General features: G+C 73.8%; 16 protein-coding genes. 7 read left to right on the forward strand and 9 right to left on the reverse strand.

Annotation, left to right across the window (positions count from 1 at the left end; all coding sequences use genetic code 11):
- The 3 genes from ABGA99_RS13275 (at window position 1) to ABGA99_RS13285 (ending at window position 3506) form a co-directional block, all read left to right on the forward strand.
- Window positions 1-405, forward strand: coding sequence for a hypothetical protein (locus tag ABGA99_RS13275; RefSeq protein WP_347577385.1), 405 nt, complete (start codon window positions 1-3; stop codon window positions 403-405).
- Window positions 402-977, forward strand: coding sequence for a hypothetical protein (locus ABGA99_RS13280; protein WP_347577386.1), 576 nt, complete (start codon window positions 402-404; stop codon window positions 975-977). The genes ABGA99_RS13275 and ABGA99_RS13280 overlap by 4 nt, the downstream gene beginning before the upstream one ends.
- A 99-nt stretch (window positions 978-1076) precedes the next feature.
- Complete coding sequence (locus ABGA99_RS13285; protein ID WP_347582702.1) at window positions 1077-3506, forward strand: hypothetical protein; 2430 nt, start codon at window positions 1077-1079, stop codon at window positions 3504-3506.
- A gap of 74 nt (window positions 3507-3580) precedes the next feature.
- On the opposite strand, the gene ABGA99_RS13290 is transcribed toward ABGA99_RS13285, so the two are convergent.
- The 6 genes from ABGA99_RS13290 to ABGA99_RS13315 form a co-directional block, all read right to left on the reverse strand.
- A complete protein-coding gene (locus ABGA99_RS13290; protein WP_347582703.1) occupies window positions 3581-4306 on the reverse strand; it encodes a hypothetical protein in 726 nt (241 codons plus the stop codon).
- A gap of 101 nt (window positions 4307-4407) precedes the next feature.
- The gene (locus tag ABGA99_RS13295; RefSeq protein WP_347577389.1) at window positions 4408-5253 is read right to left on the reverse strand and encodes a carbohydrate ABC transporter permease; all 846 of its coding nucleotides are present in this window, start codon (window positions 5251-5253) and stop codon (window positions 4408-4410) included.
- Entirely contained in the window at window positions 5250-6194 is a 945-nt protein-coding gene (locus ABGA99_RS13300; RefSeq protein ID WP_347577390.1) for a sugar ABC transporter permease, read from the reverse strand. Before ABGA99_RS13300 ends, ABGA99_RS13295 begins: the two co-directional genes overlap by 4 nt.
- Window positions 6191-7477, reverse strand: a complete 1287-nt coding sequence (locus ABGA99_RS13305; protein WP_347577391.1) for a sugar ABC transporter substrate-binding protein — start codon at window positions 7475-7477, stop codon at window positions 6191-6193. The genes ABGA99_RS13300 and ABGA99_RS13305 overlap by 4 nt, the downstream gene beginning before the upstream one ends.
- 256 nt (window positions 7478-7733) lie before the next feature.
- Window positions 7734-10238 (reverse strand): GH116 family glycosyl-hydrolase, encoded by a 2505-nt coding sequence (locus ABGA99_RS13310; protein WP_347582704.1) that lies wholly within the window; start codon window positions 10236-10238, stop codon window positions 7734-7736.
- A gap of 1419 nt (window positions 10239-11657) precedes the next feature.
- Complete coding sequence (locus tag ABGA99_RS13315) at window positions 11658-11930, reverse strand: hypothetical protein (protein WP_347582705.1); 273 nt, start codon at window positions 11928-11930, stop codon at window positions 11658-11660.
- Window positions 11931-12200: 270 nt separating this feature from the next.
- Here ABGA99_RS13315 and ABGA99_RS13320 point away from each other — a divergent pair, with 270 nt between their 5' ends.
- Window positions 12201-13130: a helix-turn-helix domain-containing protein gene (locus tag ABGA99_RS13320; RefSeq protein WP_347582706.1), complete on the forward strand. Its 930-nt coding sequence runs from the start codon at window positions 12201-12203 to the stop codon at window positions 13128-13130.
- A gap of 112 nt (window positions 13131-13242) precedes the next feature.
- Here ABGA99_RS13320 and ABGA99_RS13325 read toward each other — a convergent pair whose 3' ends face one another.
- Window positions 13243-14238 carry a HAMP domain-containing sensor histidine kinase gene (locus ABGA99_RS13325; protein ID WP_347577394.1) on the reverse strand — a complete coding sequence of 332 codons (996 nt, stop codon included), beginning with the start codon at window positions 14236-14238 and terminating at the stop codon, window positions 13243-13245.
- Window positions 14239-14394: 156 nt separating this feature from the next.
- Between ABGA99_RS13325 and ABGA99_RS13330 the strand changes: the two genes are divergently transcribed.
- On the forward strand, window positions 14395-15807 hold the full coding sequence (locus ABGA99_RS13330; RefSeq protein ID WP_347577395.1) for a hypothetical protein: 1413 nt from the start codon (window positions 14395-14397) through the stop codon (window positions 15805-15807).
- Window positions 15808-15851: 44 nt separating this feature from the next.
- Here the strand turns inward: ABGA99_RS13330 and ABGA99_RS13335 are convergent, their stop codons facing one another.
- Window positions 15852-16463 carry a TetR/AcrR family transcriptional regulator gene (locus ABGA99_RS13335; protein WP_347577396.1) on the reverse strand — a complete coding sequence of 204 codons (612 nt, stop codon included), beginning with the start codon at window positions 16461-16463 and terminating at the stop codon, window positions 15852-15854.
- Between the two features lie 90 nt (window positions 16464-16553).
- Between ABGA99_RS13335 and ABGA99_RS13340 the strand changes: the two genes are divergently transcribed.
- Window positions 16554-17963 carry an MFS transporter gene (locus tag ABGA99_RS13340; protein ID WP_347582707.1) on the forward strand — a complete coding sequence of 470 codons (1410 nt, stop codon included), beginning with the start codon at window positions 16554-16556 and terminating at the stop codon, window positions 17961-17963.
- 144 nt (window positions 17964-18107) lie between these two features.
- Here ABGA99_RS13340 and ABGA99_RS13345 read toward each other — a convergent pair whose 3' ends face one another.
- On the reverse strand, window positions 18108-18773 hold the full coding sequence (locus tag ABGA99_RS13345; protein WP_347577398.1) for a response regulator transcription factor: 666 nt from the start codon (window positions 18771-18773) through the stop codon (window positions 18108-18110).
- 271 nt (window positions 18774-19044) lie between these two features.
- Here ABGA99_RS13345 and ABGA99_RS13350 point away from each other — a divergent pair, with 271 nt between their 5' ends.
- Complete coding sequence (locus ABGA99_RS13350) at window positions 19045-19518, forward strand: TrkA C-terminal domain-containing protein (protein ID WP_347577399.1); 474 nt, start codon at window positions 19045-19047, stop codon at window positions 19516-19518.
- The last annotated feature ends 2 nt before the right edge of the window (window positions 19519-19520 follow it).

Here is a 19520-nt window from a genome sequence, read left to right on the forward strand (position 1 = left end):
GTGCGGCTGACACGACGTCTCGCGGACGGAGTTCCGACGGACCGGACAGCGGAAGAGGCCGGCGGGCAGCGCACCCGCCTCGACAGACGCGCACTGCTGCAGACCGCCGTCGCCGTGCCGGCCGCCGGCGCGGTGGCGGCGCTGGCGGCGGATCCCGCGGCGGCGGCCGGGAGCGCCGCGGCCGCCGGGCGGCAGGGGTACGACGGCGAGAGCCCGCGCTTCGCGCTGGCAGTGCTGCCGGACACCCAGTACCTCTTCGACGCCGACAGCGCCGACCCGGAGCCGCTGCGCGCGACGTTCCGGTATCTGGCCGCCGAGCGCCGGGAGGCGAACATCGCGTTCATGGCGCACCTCGGGGACGTCACCGAGCACGGCACCGCCGACGAGACCTGGCGCGCGGCGTGATCGACGTGGAGACGTTCTCGCCGTGGTTCCTCACCCGCGGCCCGGGGCGCCGCTCGCCGCTCGCCGCTGGCCGCTGGCCGCTGGCCGCGGAGACGGTGGAGCTGACCGGGCCGGCCGACCGCTTCTCGATGGAGATCCGCTTCGACGAGCGGTTCGCCGGCTTCGCGCCCGTCGTGCCGCCGCGGCCCCGGCCGCCGGCCGCGGTGCTGCCGCGCGGCACGGTCGCGTACTGGCGCTTCGACTCCGCGGGCCTGGCCGCCGCCGGCCGGGACGGCGAGCCGGTCGCCGACGGGATCCGCGCCCGGGATCTGAGCGGCAACGGCAACGACCTGACCGTACGGAGGCTGCACGACAGCGGCCCCACCGCGCTGACCTGGTCGGACGGCCACCACGCGGGCCAGCCGGGGCACGCGAGCCTGTGCTTCGACGGCGGCAAGGGCCCGGACCGCGGCGCGATCCTGACCACGGCGGCGGGCGCGTTCGGGCAGGGCTTCTACGGCTGGATCGGGGACACCCGCATCGTGGCCGGTGCGCTGTCCCCCCGGGACTTCCTCGCCCCCGCCGCACCCTGACCCGGGCGCGCCCGGCGGCGCGGGCGTGACATCTCGGCCCGGCGCGTTTCCCGCACGCAGCCCGTAGGCTCAAAGGGCACCAGCAGGCAGGAACCGCGTATGACCCTGTTCGACAAGCTCAGAGCCCGGCTCGCCCGCGTGGTGCGGCGGGCCGGGGAGGCCGCGCCGCGGCGGGACGCCGTCGTCCTGCGGTGGCTCGCCTTCGTGGTCGCGGCGCTCGCCACGACGGTGCTGGTCATCGCGGGTACGGCCCGCTCCACCGTCGCCGACGCGGGCTTCTACCGCGCCGCGCTCGACCGGGAGCACGCCTACGACCGGCTTTACGACCAGGTGCTGGTCGACCCCGAGGCGTCGGGCGTCACCCGCGATCTGCTCGCCCGGCTGCCCGTGCCCGAGACCGTCGTCACCTCGAACCTCAAAACGGTTCTGCCGCCGACCACCGCGCGGGCCCTGGCCGAGGACGTCATCGGGGACGCGGTGGCGTACCTGCGCGGCGAGAAGGACGACCTGACCCTGGAGATCGACCTGCGCCCGGTGCTCGACAACCTGGGCGCCGTGGCCAACGTCCACTTCGCCGACGTCGTCGCGAACCTCCAGGACAAGCCCGCCCCCGACTACGCCGCCTTCCAGTCCGACCTGGGCGAGGCCGTGAACCGGATCGCCGACGGCGAGCGCCCCGAGGGGCTGCCGACCCTCGACCTCACCGAGGCGCAGGCAAGGACCGCCACCGACACGGTGCTGCGGGCCGTTCCCGCGGACGAGCGGGCGGAGCTGCGTCCGCGGCTGCTCGCCGCCCTCGGCGCCGGCGACCTGGCCACGGCGCTCGCGGAGGTCGGGCCCGCGCTCTTCTCCGGGCGGGAGGAGAGCGCGGCGTCGGCGCTGCGGAACACGGCGGACGGGGTGTCCTGGGACCTGGCCTCCGAGTTCGACGGCGCAGGCGACGAGCTGCGCCCGGTGCGCGAGGCCCGCTCCTTCACCAAGCTGGGCCTCGGCTGGGTGCAGACCGGCGCGGTGCTGCTGGGGCTGGCCTCGCTGGCCGTGCTGTGGCGCTACGGGCCGCGCGCCCCGGGCCGCCGGCTGATGCGCATCGGCGGGGCGCTGGCATGCGGCGGGGCGCTGACGTTCGTGCTGGCGCTGGTGGTGCGCGGGACGATCGGCGGCAGCATCGCGGCCGCGCCGCGGAACTGGCCGGACTCCGCCGGCCGGCTGCTGGACGACGTCCAGCGCACGGCGCTGGACCGGCTCTACACGGTCGCGCTGACGACGGCGGCGGTGCCGCTGACGGCGGGGGTGCTGCTGGCCGCCGGAGGGTGGCTGTGGCACCGCAGGGCGACGGCGATCGCCGCGGCACGGACGGCGGCGGCCGGGGCCGCGGCCACCGGGCCGGCGAGCACCGAGGCGCCGGAAGCCCTCACCCCGCAGGCCCGGACGCCGGAGGCCGGCGAGCCGGGAACGGACCGGGCCGGCGTCCCCGTACCCGGTGCCGCCGAGCCGCCGGCCCCGGCCGCGCCCGGCGCGGCCGGACCCGCGCCGCCCATGCCGCCGCGCTACCGCTGGGGCGCGGTCGGCATCGTCGTCGCCGCGCTGGCCGGCGCCGTCTTCGTACCCAACGCCTTCGGCGGCGAGTCCGACCGCCGCTGCAACGGGCGCGAGGAGCTGTGCGAGCTGCGCTACGACGAGGTGGCCCAGCTCGCCGCGCACAACGCGATGGCCACCTCCCAGGACCGCTTCATCGCCCCCTTGCAGGACCCGTCGATCGCCGGCCAGCTCAACGGCGGCGTCCGCGCCCTGCTCCTCGACACCCACCGCTGGGAGACACCGCCGGAGATCACCGAGCGGCTGGCGGAGTCGGACTTCACCCCGACCATGCAGCGGCAGATCCGCTCGGTGCTCAACACCGTCGATCCGCCCCGCAAGGGCACCTGGCTCTGCCACGCCGTCTGCCGCGGCGGCGCCCTGCCGCTGGTGCCGGAGCTGGAGAAGATCGGCGACTGGCTGGAGCAGAACCCGTCGGACGTGGTCACGCTGGTGATCCAGGACGGCATCAGCGGCGCCGACACCCGTACCGCGATGCGCCGGGCCGGGCTGGAGGACGTGCTCTTCACGCCGGACGACGACCCGGACAAGCCGTGGCCGACGCTCGGCGAGATGATCGACGAGGACCGGCGCCTGGTGGTGTTCGCGGAGAAGGCGGACGGCCCGGCGCCCTGGTACCGCAACTTCTACCGGTACGGCATGGAGACCCCGTTCGCGTTCCGCACGCCCGAGGACATGACGTGCGCGCCGAACCGCGGCGGCGACGACAAGCAGCTCTTCCTCATGAACCACTTCATCACCAACAGCGGCGGCAGCCGCCTGGACGCCGGCCGCATCAACGCCCGCGACTTCGTGCTCGACCGGGCCCGCGAGTGCGAGCGGGACCGCGGCCGGCCGGTGAGCCTGGTGGCCGTCGACTACGCCACCATCGGCGACGCACGCGGCGCCGTGAACGCGCTCAACGACGAGCGCATCGCCCGCCACGGGGACTGAGCACGGCACGGCGGCCCGGCGCCTCGAAGGGCTGACGGCGTACGGGCGGCGTGCCGGCGCCGGCCGTACGCGCGTCAGCTCTGTCCCGGCGCCCCTCCCCCGCCGGTGGCCGCGGCGTGGTGCACCAGGGCCGTCGCCGTCGCGGCGGCGGCGACGAGCGCCACCAGCGGCGGGACGAGGAGCAGCAGCGAGGCCGTCCAGCGCAGCGAGGCCCAGAGACCCAGCAGCGCCAGCGACGGGGCCGCGAGGAACCGCGTCGGGTGCCGGGCGACCAGGTGCGCCGCGCAGATCCACAGCAGCCGGCCGCGCAGCGCCGGGCGGGCGGCGCCCAGGGACAGCGCGGCCGGCAGGGCGAGCAGCCCGGCCACCGCGCACGCGCCGCCCGCGGCGAGCGACGGCAGCAGCCACGGGCTCTCGGACTGCTGCCACAGCGACAGCGCCGCCAGGAACGCCGCCGCCGGCACCGCGGGCACCAGTGCCTGCGCGGGACCGAACCGCCACAGCGTGCGCAGCCCGTGCCACCAGTCGCAGAGCCCGGCCTCGCCGGCCGTGGCGATCCGGTCCGCCGCGGCGCCCAGCGCGGCCAGCCAGGGGCCGGTGAGCACGGCGGCGACGAGTACGGAGACGGGGGTGACGCCCGGCGCGAGGAGGACGGCGACGGTGCCGGCGGCGCAGACCGCCGCGCCCGCGACGGCCAGCGCCGGCAGGCTCGGCCAGGCGCCGCGCAGCACCCGCCGCAGCGCCTCGTTCTCGGTGACCGGCGCCGGCTCCGTGCTCCGTGCCGAGGGAGGGGTCGGCATCGGCGGGTCCCCCGCCGCGGCGCGGGCCCGTGGCGGAGCGGCGGGTGCCGTGGCCTCGTACGGGATCCGCTCGCTCCGCGGCATCGTCGTCGTGCGCCGCCTCATCCGCGCAGTCCCGCCTGCGCGATGCTCGCCACGAACGAGCGCTGGAAGACCAGGAACAGCGCCAGCACCGGCACCACCACCGCCGTGATCGCGGCGAACACCACCACCGGCGAGCCGCCGTGGCTGGCCTGGAGGGTGACCAGGCCCACCGGCAGCGTCATGTTCTCCGGGGTGCTGAGGAAGATCAGCGGGCCGAGGTAGTTGTTCCAGACGGCCTGGAACGTCAGGATCGCCATCGCCGCAAGCGCAGGACCGGACAGCGGCACGATGATGCGGAAGAGGATCCACAGATGCCCGGCGCCGTCGATGCGCGCCGCCTCGTCCAGCTCCCGCGGGATGGTGTTGAAGTACTGCCGGAAGAAGAAGATCGAGAAGACGTTGATCAGCGCGGGCAGCCACAGCGCCGGCAGCGAGTCGATGAGGCCGAGGTTGCGCATCAGCACGAAGACGGGGATGACCGTCATCTGCGCCGGGATCATCAGCGCGCTGAGCAGCACGAGGAAGATCCCGTCCCGGCCGCGGAAGGTGAGCCGGGAGAAGGCGTACGCGGCGAGCACGCTGACCAGCAGCGAGCCGACGGTGGCGATCACCGCGACCTGGAGGCTGTTGAGCGCCATCCGGCCGAAGGGGATGGCGTCCGGCACGTGGGCGAAGTTCTCGGTGGTGAAGGGCCTGGGGATCCAGTTGGGCGGCAGCTCGAAGGCGGCCTCCTCTGCCGTGAGGCTCTGCACGACGAGCCAGACCAGCGGGGCGATCATGACGAGCCCGACGGCGACCAGGAGGAGTTCGAGGAGGAGGTGGGCCGGGCGTACGCGCCGGCGGCTGCGGGTCCGTACGGTCACTGCTGGTGCACCCACTTCCGCGAGCCCCAGAACTGCAGCAGCGTGACGGCCATCATGATCACGAAGACCAGGATGGACACGGCCGCGGCGTAGCCGATCTGGAAGGACTGGAAGCCCTTTTGGTAGAGGTACATGACGATGGTGATGGTCGAGTTCTCCGGTCCGCCGTCGGGCGTGATGATCTGCACGGGGTCGAAGATCTGGAACGCCCCGATGAAGGTGACGACCGCGGCGAAGAAGATCGTCGGGGACATCATCGGCAGGGTCACACGCCAGAAGACCTGGTGCGGCCTCGCGCCGTCCACGCGCGCCGCCTCGTGGAGTTCGCGCGGCACCGTCTGCAGCCCGGCGAGCATGATGACGAAGGTGAAGCCGATGGTGTGCCAGAAGTCGATGGCGATGATGGCGGGCAGCGCCCACGCCGGGTCGGTGAACCACTCCGGCGGCTGGACGCCGATCTCGCCGGCGTAGTGGGTGACGAGCCCGAACGTCGGGTCGAGCACGTACTTCCACAGCAGCGCGACCGCGGCCCAGGAGATGACGAACGGGAAGAACAGCGTGGTGCGTACGAAGTACGAAAGCGCCCTGTTCATCATCCGGTTGACGCCCATGGCGAGCAGCAGGCCGCCGCCGAGGTGGGTGACGACCGAGGCGAAGGCGAAGACGAAGGTGTTGGCCAGCGCCTCGTAGAGCAGCGGGTCGGAGAACATCTCGGTGAAGTTGCCGACGCCGTTGAACTCTGCGGGGGTGAGCATGTCCCAGCTGAAGAAGGCCAGGACGACGGCGACGACGAACGGCCCGGCCACGAAGGCGAGGAAGAGCAGCAGCGCGGGGCTGAGGAACGCGTACCCCACCCACTCGCCGCGGCGGAACCGGCCGCCGCCGCGCGCCGCCGGGCGCGGGGCGGCGGCGCGCTTCGGCCGTGCCTGGGTCAGGGTCACAGCAGCCCGCTGAGCTTGTCGTTCGCGCTGCCCAGGGCCTCGGCGGCGGGCTGGTTGCCGAGGATGGCGGCCTGCCAGCCCTGGGTGATGGCGGCCTGGGCCTCCGCGCCGCGCTCGGGCGAGGGGATGGGGGTGCCGTAGCCGAGGGCGGCGGGCAGGTTCTCGGTGCCGGCCGGGGCGTCGTCGGTGAACGCGGGGCCGGCGGCGACGGAGTTGCGGGCGGGGATGTTGGTGCCGCCGGCGGAGGCGTAGAAGGTGGACGCCTCCTTCGACATCATCCACGTAAGGAACTCCCAGGCGGCGTCCTTGTTCTGGGAGGCGCGCAGGATCGGCCAGCCGTCCCAGCCGACGCTGGCGCCGGCCTGGGTGTTGCTGGGCCAGGGCACGATGCGGACGGAGTCGGTGAGCCCCAGCCGGCGCATGTCCAGGGTGGCCCACCGGCCGGCGCCGAAGGTGGCGAGCCTGCCCTTCTGGAGCTGTCCGGCGGCGTTGAAGTTGCCGCCCGGCTTGGGCGAGAGGCCGTCGTCGATGAGGCTCTTGACGTACTCGGCGGCCTCGACGGCCGCGGGGCTGTCGAACGTCGCCGCGTCCCAGGCGGCGTTGTGGGTGCTGGCGCCGTTGGTGAGCAGCCAGGGCATGATGTCGAGGAACGGGAACCCGAAACCGGCGGGCAGCAGGAAGGCGCCGGTCTTCGCCTTGATGCGCTCGCCGGCGGCCCGGAAGTCGTCCCAGGTCCACTCGGATTCCGGCAGGTCGACGCCGGCGTCGGCGAAGACCTTGGTGTTGCAGTAGAGGACCGAGGTGTTGTAGCCGCCGGGTATGTAGTACGTCTTGCCGTCGGTGGAGCCGTAGGTCTCGGTCCACTCCTTCAGCTTGGGGTCGGTGTCGCCGAAGTAGTCCTCGACGATCTTCTTGTCCCGTTCCATGTACGGGTCGAGCGGCTCCAGGAGGCTCTTGGAGGCGAACAGCCGCTGGCCCTCGGTGGCGACCTGCACGATGTCGGGGACCTTGCCGCCGGCGATCTGGGTGGAGACGGTGTTGGCGAAGTTGCCCCAGGTTTCGGCGGCGATGCCGCGGGCCTTGATCTTCACCTTCGGCTTGGACTTGTTGAACTCGGCGAAGAGCGCGTTGAACGCCTCCTGCTGGGTGGCGTCGCCCAGATACACGAGGTCGAGCGTGGACGAGTCCCCCGACGCCGATCCCCCGCACGCCGCCAGGCTCCCCGCGGCGGGCGCGGCGAGCGCCGCCGCGCCCAGCGACCGCAGCACCTGACGGCGCGACATTCCTCCCGGTCCGACCCAACCCATTGCGGCTCCTCTCGTTGGTCCTGCGCCGTTTTTCGGCAGCGCGGACTTTTCGGCATGTACGGGCGGAACAGGGCGTGAAATCGATTTCTTGCCTGATGGCCAGCCATGCAAGCAGCGCGTCACCTCGGGGGTCAAGAGGCGTGCACGCGCAATCGCCGTACGGCCGCCGCGGGGGCGGCCGTACGCGCCGGTGCGGGGCGGGCCTCCGTGCCGTACGGAGCGGGGTCCCCCGCTACGCGGGCGGGGGCACGGCGCCGTCCCCGGCGCCCGCGGCGGCGGCGCGCAGCCGTACCACGAGCGGTCCCCCGCTCCCCTCCGCGACCGACTCCCAGACCGCCTCCGCTGCGAGCCCGTCCGGTCCCGCGGTGACGTGCACGACGCCCACGTGGCCCCCCGCGACGACCGGCCAGCGCCCCGGCAGCGGGTCCAGTTCGACGGTCCCGGCGCCGGCGTCCACCACGGTCCGCGGCCAGGCGTGCGCCAGCCCGAACGAGGCCATGGAGCGCACGTAGTGGTTGCCGCACTCCACCTCGTTGAACGGGTTGCGCACCCGCCCGTCGTAGCGGTCCCGGACGTCCGCCACCACGTGCTCCGCCGCCTCCCGGTCGCCCTGCGCGGCGAGCCCGAGGGCCGCGGTGTACTCCACGCCGGTCCACACCTCGTTGCAGTACGGAAACGGTCGCGTCGGCCGGCCGCCGTGTGGATACGTACAGTTCAGCAGCCCGTGCTCGTCACCCAGCGCGAAGGTGCGCACATGGTTCATGTGCGAGTGGAACTCCCCGCGGTGGTTGTGCCGCAGCACGCTGCGCAGCGCGGTCCGGGTGTGGGCGGGGTCGAGCCGGTCGTCGAGGCCGCAGAGCACGGCGTACGTGTGGCCGGCGAGCTGATCGCCCATGCAGCCGGGGCCGATCTGCAGGTCCGGGTCGACGAGGTCGTCGGAGCCGACGTCGGGGTTGTCGCCGTCGTAGCGGATGCGCAGGCCGTCGGCGATGTTGTCGGCGGAGCCGGCGGGCAGCACCTTCTGCTCGTAGTAGGCGCCGTTGAACAGCTCCGCGTCCGTCCGGGCCGCGCCGCCGGCCAGCACCTCCGCGCAGGTGGCGGCGAACGCGTGGTCGCCGAGGGCCCGCGCCATCCGCTCGCAGGCGGCGAGCGCGGCCAGATACCAGGACTGGTTGACGCCGCTGGGCCCGTAGTACTCGACGTCGCTGGTGCTGTGCTGGCAGCCCTCCATCAGCCCGTCGCGGTCCGCGTCCCAGCCCAGCGGGATCCAGGCGAACGCGAGCGCCCGGCGCGCGCCCGGCCACAGCGCCGCCAGCAGGTCGTCGCGACCGGTCAGCCGCCAGGTGCGGTAGAGCCGGACGAGGGCGCCCATCTGCCCGTCGGCGGCGGCGATCCGCCAGCCGGTGCCCTCGCGGTCCAGGGGCAGCCCGGCGCGGAAGCTCATCATGCCGCGCTCGTCCAGCGCGTGGACGAACTCGACCTCGCGCATCGTCCAGGCCAGGTCGGGGAAGAGCTGCTCCAGCGCGTACTGGTAGTTCCACACGTGCGTGCAACTGCCGTGGCAGCTCCCGTGGTCCGGGTTGCCGCCCTCCCAGGCCAGGAACGTGCCGTCGGCGATACGGAAGCAGGTCGGCGTCTTCAGCACGGCGGCGTTGGAGAGCACCGCGTCCTGGACGGCGGGCGGCAGGCTGGAGGTCGTGACGGCCTCGACATAGGCGCGGGTGCGGCGCTCGTGGTCCGCGAGCCGGGGCGCGAGCCGGCCGACCACGTCGGCGGCGTCGGAGTAGCGGGTGGCGTAGTGGTTGCCGACGGTGTCGGCGCTGTGGCCGTAGTCCGGCGGGCCCTGGAAGCGGTGGCTCCAGCCGCGGCGGTGCGGGAAGTGCCAGGCGACGACGAAGGTGAACTCCCGCTCGGCACCCGGCGGGAGGCGGTCGGAGACCACGAGGGAGCCGGTGGGCACGCGGGCGCCCTCGGCCGGCTCGGCCAGCCGGCCGTCCCCGGCGAAGTCGTCCCAGAAGTCCAGCAGCGAGTCGCCCCAGGAGCGGCGCGCCCAGGTGAGCCGGTGGCTGGTGACCTGCCCGCCGAGCGCGGCGAGCGCGAGCGTCCCCCAGCTCTCGTCGCCCTCGGCGACCTCGGTGGTGTGCCCGGACAGCACGGTGGCGCCGTCGAGTTCGACGAGGCCGAAGACGTTTCCCGCGGGCAGGCCGCCGGCGTGGCGGCGGCCCGCGACGTGCTGGAGGTTGCCGCAGACGTCGACGGCCAGCTCCTCGGCGCCGGTGTTGCGGACCGTCACCCGGTAGACCAGGGCGGGGATGCCGCTGGCGTCGGCGTCGCCGGGAACGAGCGGGTTGAAGACCCGTACGGTCGCCTCCACCGGCAGCTCCGGGTCGGTAAGCCGCACCTGGCCGAAGGGGTAGGCGGCGGCGAACTCGCCTTCGCGGAAGCGGGGCAGGCCGTGCAGCGCGGACGGGCTGCCGCCGTGGCCGGCGTACTCGCCGGGGAGCAGGGCCGATTCGAGGACGCGGGTGAAGGACCCGGCGGCGCCCTCGGCGCGCAGGCAGAAGAAGGAGTCGGGGGTGAAGCCCTTGGCCGGCCGGTTGAACAGCTCCCAGTCGAGGAGCTGGCCGCGCCCGCCGAAGCCGATGGAGCCGGTGCCGATGCCGCCGACCGGCAGGGCGATGCGGGCGAGCCGGTCGCCTCGGTAGCGGCGTACCACCGGCCAGGGGGTGTCGTGCATGGTTCCTCGTTTCCTCGGGTGCCGGTGCGGGCGCGCCCCCGTCCCGGGGGGCCCGCTGGTAGGGGACCGTATCCGAAATCGATTTCATCCGGCAGGTGCCGTACGCGGATGATCGGGGCCCGGTGCGAGGGGAGCGGCGGCGGGGTCCGTATCCGGATGGCGTCGCCGCCCGGGGGCGGGGAAAGCGGGGAGGCCGCGCCGAGCGGCGGCAGGGCGTCAGCCTTGACGCCCGGGAAGCGTGGCGAGAGCACGGGAGCGCTGTGCGCCGAGGCCGCAGGCGCCTTCGCGCTCGACCCAGCGGTGACAGCGCCGGGCTACGGGGGCGGCAGCCGGCGCGGAGGAAGACCGACTGGCGAACGGCGCCGGACTACGGGACGGCAGCCGGTGCCGGGCGGGCGCGCCGGGACGGTGCCGGGGCTACGGGGTGGCGGTGCCGAGGTGGGCGGCTTCGCGGGTGAGCTGGGCGGACGGGGGTTTGGAGCATGGGTCCCACCTCGGCGGCGGCCCGCCGCAGCGGACCAGCCGGGCTCCGGCGAAAGCGGCGATGAACGGGAACAACCGGGGATCACGCCCTCGCGCCCACTCCGAATCAAGACCCGAAGACGCCCCCTGCGGAACGGTTGGACGCGCGGCGCTGGGCAAAACTCCGACCCTGCGGGGGATTTGCCCTAGTTCGCAGGTGTCGTGCTCGCGAGTTCGTACCCACGGCGTGCGCTCGAGATGGCTTGGGCGGCAAGCGGTACACACCGGACGAGTAAATGGACGCGGACGGGCGCAAGTCGGGCAGCGTGCACGCTTTGCCCGGATTTACGGGGGCGGTTGCCGCAAGTTACGGCCAGATCTCTCCGCTGGGGCAGGCAAAGCAGGCCGAGAGCACGTCGCGGAACGACGGGTTGCGGCGCCCCTGGTTCGGGTGGGGCCGGAGGGCTGAGCGCTGCTTGCTCCGGACCATCGCCGCTGTGGCCGGAGCGGGCTGTTCCGCTGCGGCGGCCCACGTCCGAGGTGGGCCCCATGCTCAAACCCCACGTCACCCGGCTCACACACGAAGCCGCCCACCCCGGCGCAGCCCCTCCCGCACCCGGGACACCCACATGCCGCCGCCCCTCCCCGGCACCGGCTGCCGCCCCGTATTCCGGCGCCGTTCGCCAGCCGACCCTCCCCGGCACCGACTGCCGCCCCCGTAGCCCGGCGCTGTCTGCCAGTCGGTCTGCCCGGCGCCCGCGAGGCCGGATCACACGCCGCCCGCCCGCCCCGTTCCCATCGCCGGCCCGCCTCCCGCACCCCGGCGCCCCCGGGCCGGAGGAGCCCACCGCCCGGGCCCCCTCGGGCGCCCGGTGGCGCAGCGTGCGTGAAGGCGCCCCCGCCGCTGGCAAGTTTCCTCCAGCAACGGGGGCGCTCGCCTTCAGGTGCGCATTTTGCTTACGAACGTTCGCGTAACCGTTCACCACGCGCTTCCGCAACGCTCACCGCATCCGTGAACGATTCTCGCAGTCGTTCACACGCGAACTTCCCTTCGTCCTGTGTGCGCAACTCGTCGAGCATCGGGCCCGTGATCCTCAGCAGCGAGTCCGCGTTATCGAGTAGCCGGACCTCTGCCTCATCGGCAATCCGGTCGAGCACTCCGCCCTTGTCGCTGATGACGTACGTCCTCCGGTCCCCCTCCAGCCAGGGCAGGCGGCGTGGGCGCGTCATTGCGACACCAGCGCGAGCGCGATTACACCAGCGAGGAAGATCACGTGATAGACGGAAAGGGCGACGCTGACCACGAATCCCGCAGTCCGCTGCTTGGGCTGTCTGTGTAGGCTCCTGTCGTCGGTCACTCCTTGTCAGTGGTCGGCCACGCCCCCGGGCCGTTCACGCGGTCGCGGGGGTTCGCATCGATTCAACGGGCCACAGGAGTCGCGGTGCGTCCCGGCTGTTGACCGTTCGCCGTTGACTGTTGACCGGGCGTAGCCTTCCCATATGAGCGTCAGCGTGGGGCCGGTCAAGGCCGCCATGACCAGACAGTCAGTCAGCTTGCGGGAGTTGGCGCGACGGACGCACTACGACGTCGCCCACATCTCTCGTGCTCTCAGGGGCTTGCAGCGTCCGTCCGAGACGCTGATGCGCGCGCTGGCCGACGCTCTGGACCTCAGCGACGATGACGACCGGGTGGCCTACGCGGCGCGGCACCCGGGGCGGATCGACGCTGCCGGCGTACGAGCCCTTGCCGCCTCGCTGGCCGCGCAACGCAGAGCCGACGACGTAGTTGGGCCCGGCCCCCTCGTCAACGCGGCGGAAGCCCAGCGGGAGGCGCTGACGGCCCTCGTGCGCGAGACGTCCGGCAAGCACCGTGAATCCCTCACCGCCGTGGCAAGCCAGGCAAGTCAGTTCGCCGGTTGGCTGCGAATCGAACTGAACGACTACCCGCGCGCCAGTGCCTTACTGAACGAAGCGATCGACCTTGCCGACGAGATCGAAGACGGTTCGCTTGCGGCGCAGGCGCACAACTTACGTGGCAACATCGCGCGACAGCGACAGCAGTGGAATGCCGTTCACCGGAACTCCGTAGCCGCGTACGCCGGCGAGAGTGCGCCGCGTCAACGTGTCGTCAACGGCGCGCAAGCCGCTTGGGCACTCACCGTGCTCGACAGGCGGGGCGAAGCCGAGCAACTGCTGAGTGAAGTAGAGGCGTTGCGTGACAAGGCTGCGGACTGCGCCCCACCGGCTACCGCCTATTGGCTCACGCCGGAATGGATGAGCCTTCCTATCGGGCACGCACACCTGTTGCTCGGCAGGCACCGGGACGCCGCTGAGCATCTGCGGACCGGCCTCTACAGCCTTCCGCTCGAACTTCGCTACGCACTCTGGACGTCGGAGGCTCGGGCAGCACTGGCGGAGGCAGAGGCGTAGCGCACGGCGAGCAGGCGGGCATCCCGTACCCGAAGACACCGACGCACCCGCGCCGTCCCGGCGCCGCCGCCGGTGCGCGCGGTGCGTGGCGGCGTCACCGAGCCGCGAAGGCTCACTGCACGATCCGGCCGGGGGCCGGGCCGTGCGGCACCCCGCCGCGGGCGCGCCCGGCATCCGGGACGGTGAGCACCACCTGCGTGCCGCCGCCCGGGGCCCGCCTGACGTCCAGGTCCGCGCCGACGAGCAGGGCCCGCTCGCGCATGCCGCGGATCCCCGCCCCCTCGCGGGCGGCGCCCAGCCCGCGGCCGTCGTCCACGACGCGCAGTTCCACCGCCGTGCCGGTGCGCACCAGGCTCAGCTCGACCCGGTCCGCCGCGGCGTGCCGGACGACGTTCGTCAGCGCCGCCTGTGCGACGCGGTAGAGCACCAGCTCCACGTCCGGGTCCAGCGACGGCAGCTCCGGATCGAGACGGCGCTCCACGCGCATCCCGGTGTGCCCGGCGAGGTCCGTACCCAGCGAGGTCAGCGCGCTGACCAGGCCCAGGTCCTCCAGCACCCCGGGCCGTAGCCGGCGGGCCAGCCTGCGGACCTCCTCCAGGCTCTCCCTGGTGGTCTCCTGCGCCCGCCGCAGATCCTCGCGGAGCCCCTCCGGCGCCCGCTCGCCGGCGCGCTTCAGCTCCAGCAGCACGGTGGTCATGCTCTGCCCGACCTCGTCGTGCAGCTCCTGCGCGATGCGCCGCCGCTCGGCCTCCTGCGCGGACAGCGCGCGCCCGGTGCTGGCGGCGCGCTCGGCCTCCAGCCGGTCGAGCATGGCGTTGAACGTGCCGATGAGGTCGGCGACGTCGCCGGTGCCCGGCACGGTGAGCCGCTGCCCCGGGCGGAGCAGGTCGACGGTGGCCATCAGCCCGGTGAGGCGTTCGAGCGGGGCCAGGCCGACGCGCAGCAGCGCGGCGTTGGCGACGAGCATGACGCCCATGCCCGCCACGAGGACCACGGCCTCGGCGAGCAGGACCGACGTGGAGACGGTCACGGGCGCCAGCATCAGCACGCCCGTGGCCGTGCCGAGCACCAGGGCGTTGAGCCCGAAGATCCGCCAGAACAGGGACACAGGGCAGGGGCCTCCTCGGTTCGTACGGTGCGTACCACTATGTGCGATCGGCGGGCGGCGGCCGCGGGCGGGCCGGGTGCGGGAGGGGTTCACGAGGGCGTAGCAAGCGGTTACTTTCCGGGAGACGGGTCGGACGACTCCGGAGGAGGCAGCGCCATGGGTCCTGCAGGAAGCGGCCGGCGGCCGCGTCTCGTGCTCCTCGTCGCGCTGCTCGCGACGCTGCTGGCCGCGCTCCCGGCGCTGCCCGCCGGGGCGGCGGCCACCGCGCCGCCGCCGTCCGCCCGGGTCGTGCCCGTCGCGTGGTCGGACTTCGACGAAGGGCCGCCGGCCGGCGAGGACGCCGCGCGGCTGCGCGCGATCCTGGTCAACGCCAACCGCTACGCGCTGACGACCTGGTACGACGACCGCTTCGGGGACCAGGGCGACGAGGGCCTGCTCGACCTGGGCGGCACCACCGAGCACCGGATACGCCCCGTCGCCGCCGAGGCGTTCGCGCTCGCCGCCGCGCTGGCCACGGGCGCGTACGACGCGCAGGGCACGGGCGTCGCCGAGCCGCGGGCCCGCGCGATCGCCGTGCGCCTGCTGACCTCGGTGGCCGGGCATCACCGCGCCACCGAGCCGGGCGGCTGGGGAGAGGCGTGGCAGAGCGCGCTGTGGGCGTCGATGGCCGGGTTCGCCGGCTGGTTGCTGTGGGACGACCTGACGCCCGCGGAGCGGGAGTGGGTGCGCGCGATGACCGAGTACGAGGCGGACCGCTTCCGCGGCTACGACGTGCCGTACTGGAAGGACCGCGAAGGCGTCGAGCAGACCCCCGGCGACAGCAAGGCCGAGGAGAACTCGTGGAACGCGATGCTGCTCCAGGTCGCCACCGCGATGATGCCCGGCCACCGCAACGCGCCCGCGTGGCGGCAGGCGAACCTGGAGCTGATGGTCTCCGCCTTCGCCCGCCCCTCCGACGTCGGCAGCCGTGAAGTGCTGCACGGCAGGCCGGTGTCCCGCTGGGTGGAGGGCTGGAACGCCGAGGAGGACGGCCTCGTCGTCAACCACGGCATCGTCCACCCCGACTACATGGCCACCGCCGTGCAGAACACCCACGCCGTCCTCACCTCCGCGCTCGCCGGCCGGGCCGCACCGCGGGCGGCCCTGCACAACTTCGACGTCGTCTACGCCGCCCTCGCCGACCGGCAGTTCACCAGCCCGCCCTATGCCGCCCCCGGCGGGACGATGTACGTGCGCGGCTCGGACGAGATCTACTTCCCGCAGGGCACGAGCTGGGGCCCGTCGCGCCGGATGGACTTCGTCGCGATGGACGTGGTGGCGCGCGACCTGCGGCTCGACGGCCGGGCGAGCACCGGCGGCGCGTACTGGGAGCGGCTGCACGCGGGCCGGGCGCTGGCCATGCAGGAACGCCACGCGGACGGGCGGACGTACGCGCCGGAGGACGCGGATCCGTACGTGGGGCGGGAGGAGTGGGTGGCCATGCACGCGGGCTGGGCGTATCTGACGCGCTGGCTGGTGCACCAGGACGCGGTCCGGATCACGAACAGGGCGTACCCGGGCGGAAGCTGAGGCCGCCGCCCGTTCCCGCGGGCCGCACGGGCCGCGGCTCCGGGCTACGGGCCGGGCGGTGTCGCCAGCACCGCCAGCACCGACGTCGTGACCACGTCGGAGACCTCGTCCGGCGCCAGCGCCAGCCGGCCGGCGCGGATGTCCTCGGCGGCGCCGTGCAGGATGTGCTGTACGACTCCGACGAGCCAGGCGATCGGCATGTCGGTGCGGAAGACCCCCTGGTCCCGGCCGCGGCGGACGAGTTCGTCGACGCGCGCCGCCGGGCCGGCGTGCAGCTCCCGCACCCGGCCCGCGGGCAGCACGCCCTGGGCGGCGGTCAGCAGCGCCGCCGACTCGGCGACCAGCGCCCAGCTCGACACCAGCAGCCGGCGCATCGCCGCGTACGCGTCGCCCGCCAGATCCACCGCCGCCAGCGTCCGGTCGCCGTCCTCCACCGCGTCCCGGAGGGCGGCGTCGACCAGGTCGGCCCGGGTCTTGAAGTGCCCGTAGAGGGTCATCCGCCCCACGCCCGCGGCCTTGGCGATGTCGTCGGTGGTCGCGGCGGGATCGGAGCGCAGCTCCTCCCGGGCGGCGGCGACGATGCGGGCGATGCTGCGCTCGGCGTCGGCCCGGCGGCGCTGGCGCGCTCCGGCCCGGGGGCGGGGGGCGGCGGTCATGCGGGCCAGCCTAACTCGTACGGGAATGTTTGCGTTACAGTCCTCCGTTAGAACTCGTACATCAACGTACGAGATATCGGGAGGGCACTGATGACTTCGCACGAGGTCGGGCACACGACCAAGGAAGGGCGGCACCCCGCCCGCTGGCGCATCCTCGGCTTCCTCGGGGTCGCCCAGCTCATGCTGATCCTCGACGTCACGGTGGTGGCCATCGCGCTCCCGCACATCGGGGCCGACCTCGGACTCGGCCGCGCGGCGCTGACCTGGACGGTCAGCGCGTACACGCTGACGTTCGGCGGGCTGATGCTGCTCGGCGGGCGGATCGCGGACCTGATCGGCCCCAAGCGCGTGGTCCTCGCCGGGCTCCTGGTCTTCACCGCGGCGTCCCTGGCCACCGGGCTCGCCGAGTCCGGCGGCACCCTCGTCGGCGGGCGGATCGCGCAGGGCGTCGGCGCGGCGATGCTGTCACCCGCCGCGCTCTCGCTCGTGGTCACGCTCTTCGAGGGCGAGGAGCGCAACAAGGCCCTGGGCATCTGGTCCGCGCTCGGCGGCGGCGGTGCGGCACTCGGCGTCCTCCTCGGCGGGCTGCTGACCGCGGGCCCCGGCTGGCCGTGGGTCTTCTACGTCAACGTGCCCATCGGGCTCGTCATCGTCGCCGTGCTCGCGGTGCTGCTGCCTTCGCGCCCCGCGCCCGCGGAGCGGCCGCGGGTGGACATGCTCGGCGCGGCGCTGGTGACCGCCTCGACGGCGACGCTGATCTACGGCCTCATCGACGCCGGCGAACGCGGCTGGCTCACCGCCCGTACCGCCGGGCTCGTCCTGCTCGCGGCCGTCGGCTACCTGCTGTTCACCGTCTGGCAGCGGCGCGCCCGCAGCCCGCTGATGGACGTGCGGCTGCTGGCCCGGCGGCCGGTGGCCACGGGCGCGTTCCTCATCCTGATGGCGACGGCGCTGATGGTGGCGGTGTTCTTCCTGGGCACGTTCTACTACCAGCACGCCCGCGGCTACGGTGCGCTGCGCACCGGGCTGCTCTTCCTGCCCGTCGCGTTCGCGGCGATGCTGGGGGCGGATCTCACCGGCCGGCTGATCGGCCGAACGGGTGCACGGGTGCCCGCCATCGCGGCGCTGACCGCCTCGGCGGCCGGGCTCGCGGTACCCGCCCTGTCGATGCGGCCGGTGACGGTCGCGATCGGGGTGACCGTCGCGGCGCTGGGCACGGGCGCGATGTTCGTGGTCGCCTCGGCGACGGCGCTGGGGCGGGTGGAGCCGCACGAGGCGGGGATCGCCTCCGGCATCGTGAGCACCTTCCACGAGTTCGGCGCCTCGCTGGGCGCCGCGGTGGTCTCCAGCGTGGCGGCGGCGAGCCTCGTCGGCAGCACGCTGGAGGGGTTCACGGAGGCGTTCACGGTGGCGGCCGTCGCGGCGGCGGTGTCGGCGGCGATCGCGGGCGCGCTGACGCCGGGGCGGACGGCGCCGGCGGCCGCGGAGTCCGCTGCCTGATCCGGTCGCCGGGGAGCGCCGCCGGGGACGGGGGCGTTGACGGGGGGGGCGGGGTGCGGCCACGGGGCCGTACCCCGCCGGTCTTCCGGCCGACGCTCACACCCGGCGCGGCGTCAGGATCCGGTCAGGCCCGGTCGGGCCCCGTCAGGGTTCGATCAGGCCCGCGCGGATCGCGTATCGGGTCAGTTCCAGCCTGTCGCGCAGCCCCAGCTTCTGCAGCAGGTTGGCCCGGTGCCGCTCGACCGTCTTCGCACTGATGACCAGCAGGTCCCCGATCTCCTTCGAGGTGTGCCCCTCGGCGACGAGCTTGAGGATCTCCTCCTCGCGCTCCGTGATCGGCCGGGCCGGCAGCGGGTCGCCCTGCCGGGCGCGGTCGAGGTAGCGGCGGATGAGGGCCGTCTCGACTCCCGGGTAGATGAACGGCTCGTCGCGCAGCGCGGCCCGGCACGCCTCGACGAGGTCCCGGTCGGCGACGGACTTCGGCACGTAGCCGGCGGCGCCGGCCTTCAGCGACTCGAAGAAGTACTGCTCGTTGTCGTGCATCGTCAGGATGAGTATCCGCAGCCCCGGACGCAGGCGGGACAGCTCGCGCGCCGCCTGCAGCCCGGTCAGCCGGGGCATCGCGACGTCCAGGATCGCCAGGTCCACGGCCACCGCGCCGTCCCGGACGAGCGCGACGGCCTCCGCGCCGTCGCCCGCCTCCGCGGCGACGGTCAGGTCGGGCTCGGCGTCGAGGATGAGCCGGATCCCGCGGCGTACGAGGGCGTGGTCGTCGGCCAGCAGGACGCGGGCCTTGACCGCTCGGTTCATTCGGGGATTCCCTGGGGACGGTGGACGCAGCGGGCGGGACCGGGCCTGACCGAGGCTGCGACCGGCGGAGAAGACGACCGTCCCGGCACTGATGGTGGCCCCGCCGGGGCCGGGCTGTCCATCCGTGCTGACACCCATGTTCCGGCCGTACGCCGGGATGGCACGATATCCGCTGCGCCGCGCGGGGGGATCGGCTGCCAGAATCCCGGGGCCGCGGACGCGCGACATTCAGCAAGAGCCGGAAAGGGGACGGGCCGTGCCTGCTCCAAGGATGAGCACCACGCCGCTGCCGGGCATCGGTGTGAAGTACGACCTCACCACACGTGCACAGAAGAAGCACCTGTCGGTGATCGCGCACCGGGACGGCACCCGGTCGATCAACGTCTACCGCTCCGACGACCCGGACGCCTGCATGCAGTCGCTGCATCTGAACGGCGCCGAGACGGCCGCGCTGATCGACGCGCTCACGCCCTCGCACCACAGCCCGAACCTGCTGCACACCACCGACCTGGGGCTGGTCGCCGAGCGCGTCGAGCTGTCGGCCACGTCGTACTGGAACGGCCGGGTGCTGGGCGAGACGCGGATCCGGACCGAGACGGGCGCGTCGATCGTGGCCGTCCTGCGGCGCGCGGAGGCCATCCCCTCCCCCACCCCCGACTTCCGGTTCGCCGGTGGCGACACGCTCATCGTGATCGGCACCCGCGAAGGCATCGAGGCGGCCGCGGCGCTGCTCGGGCGGGAGTGAGC

The organism is Streptomyces sp. B5E4, assembly GCF_039871555.1.
In the GTDB taxonomy this organism is placed as follows: Bacteria; Actinomycetota; Actinomycetes; order Streptomycetales; family Streptomycetaceae; genus Streptomyces.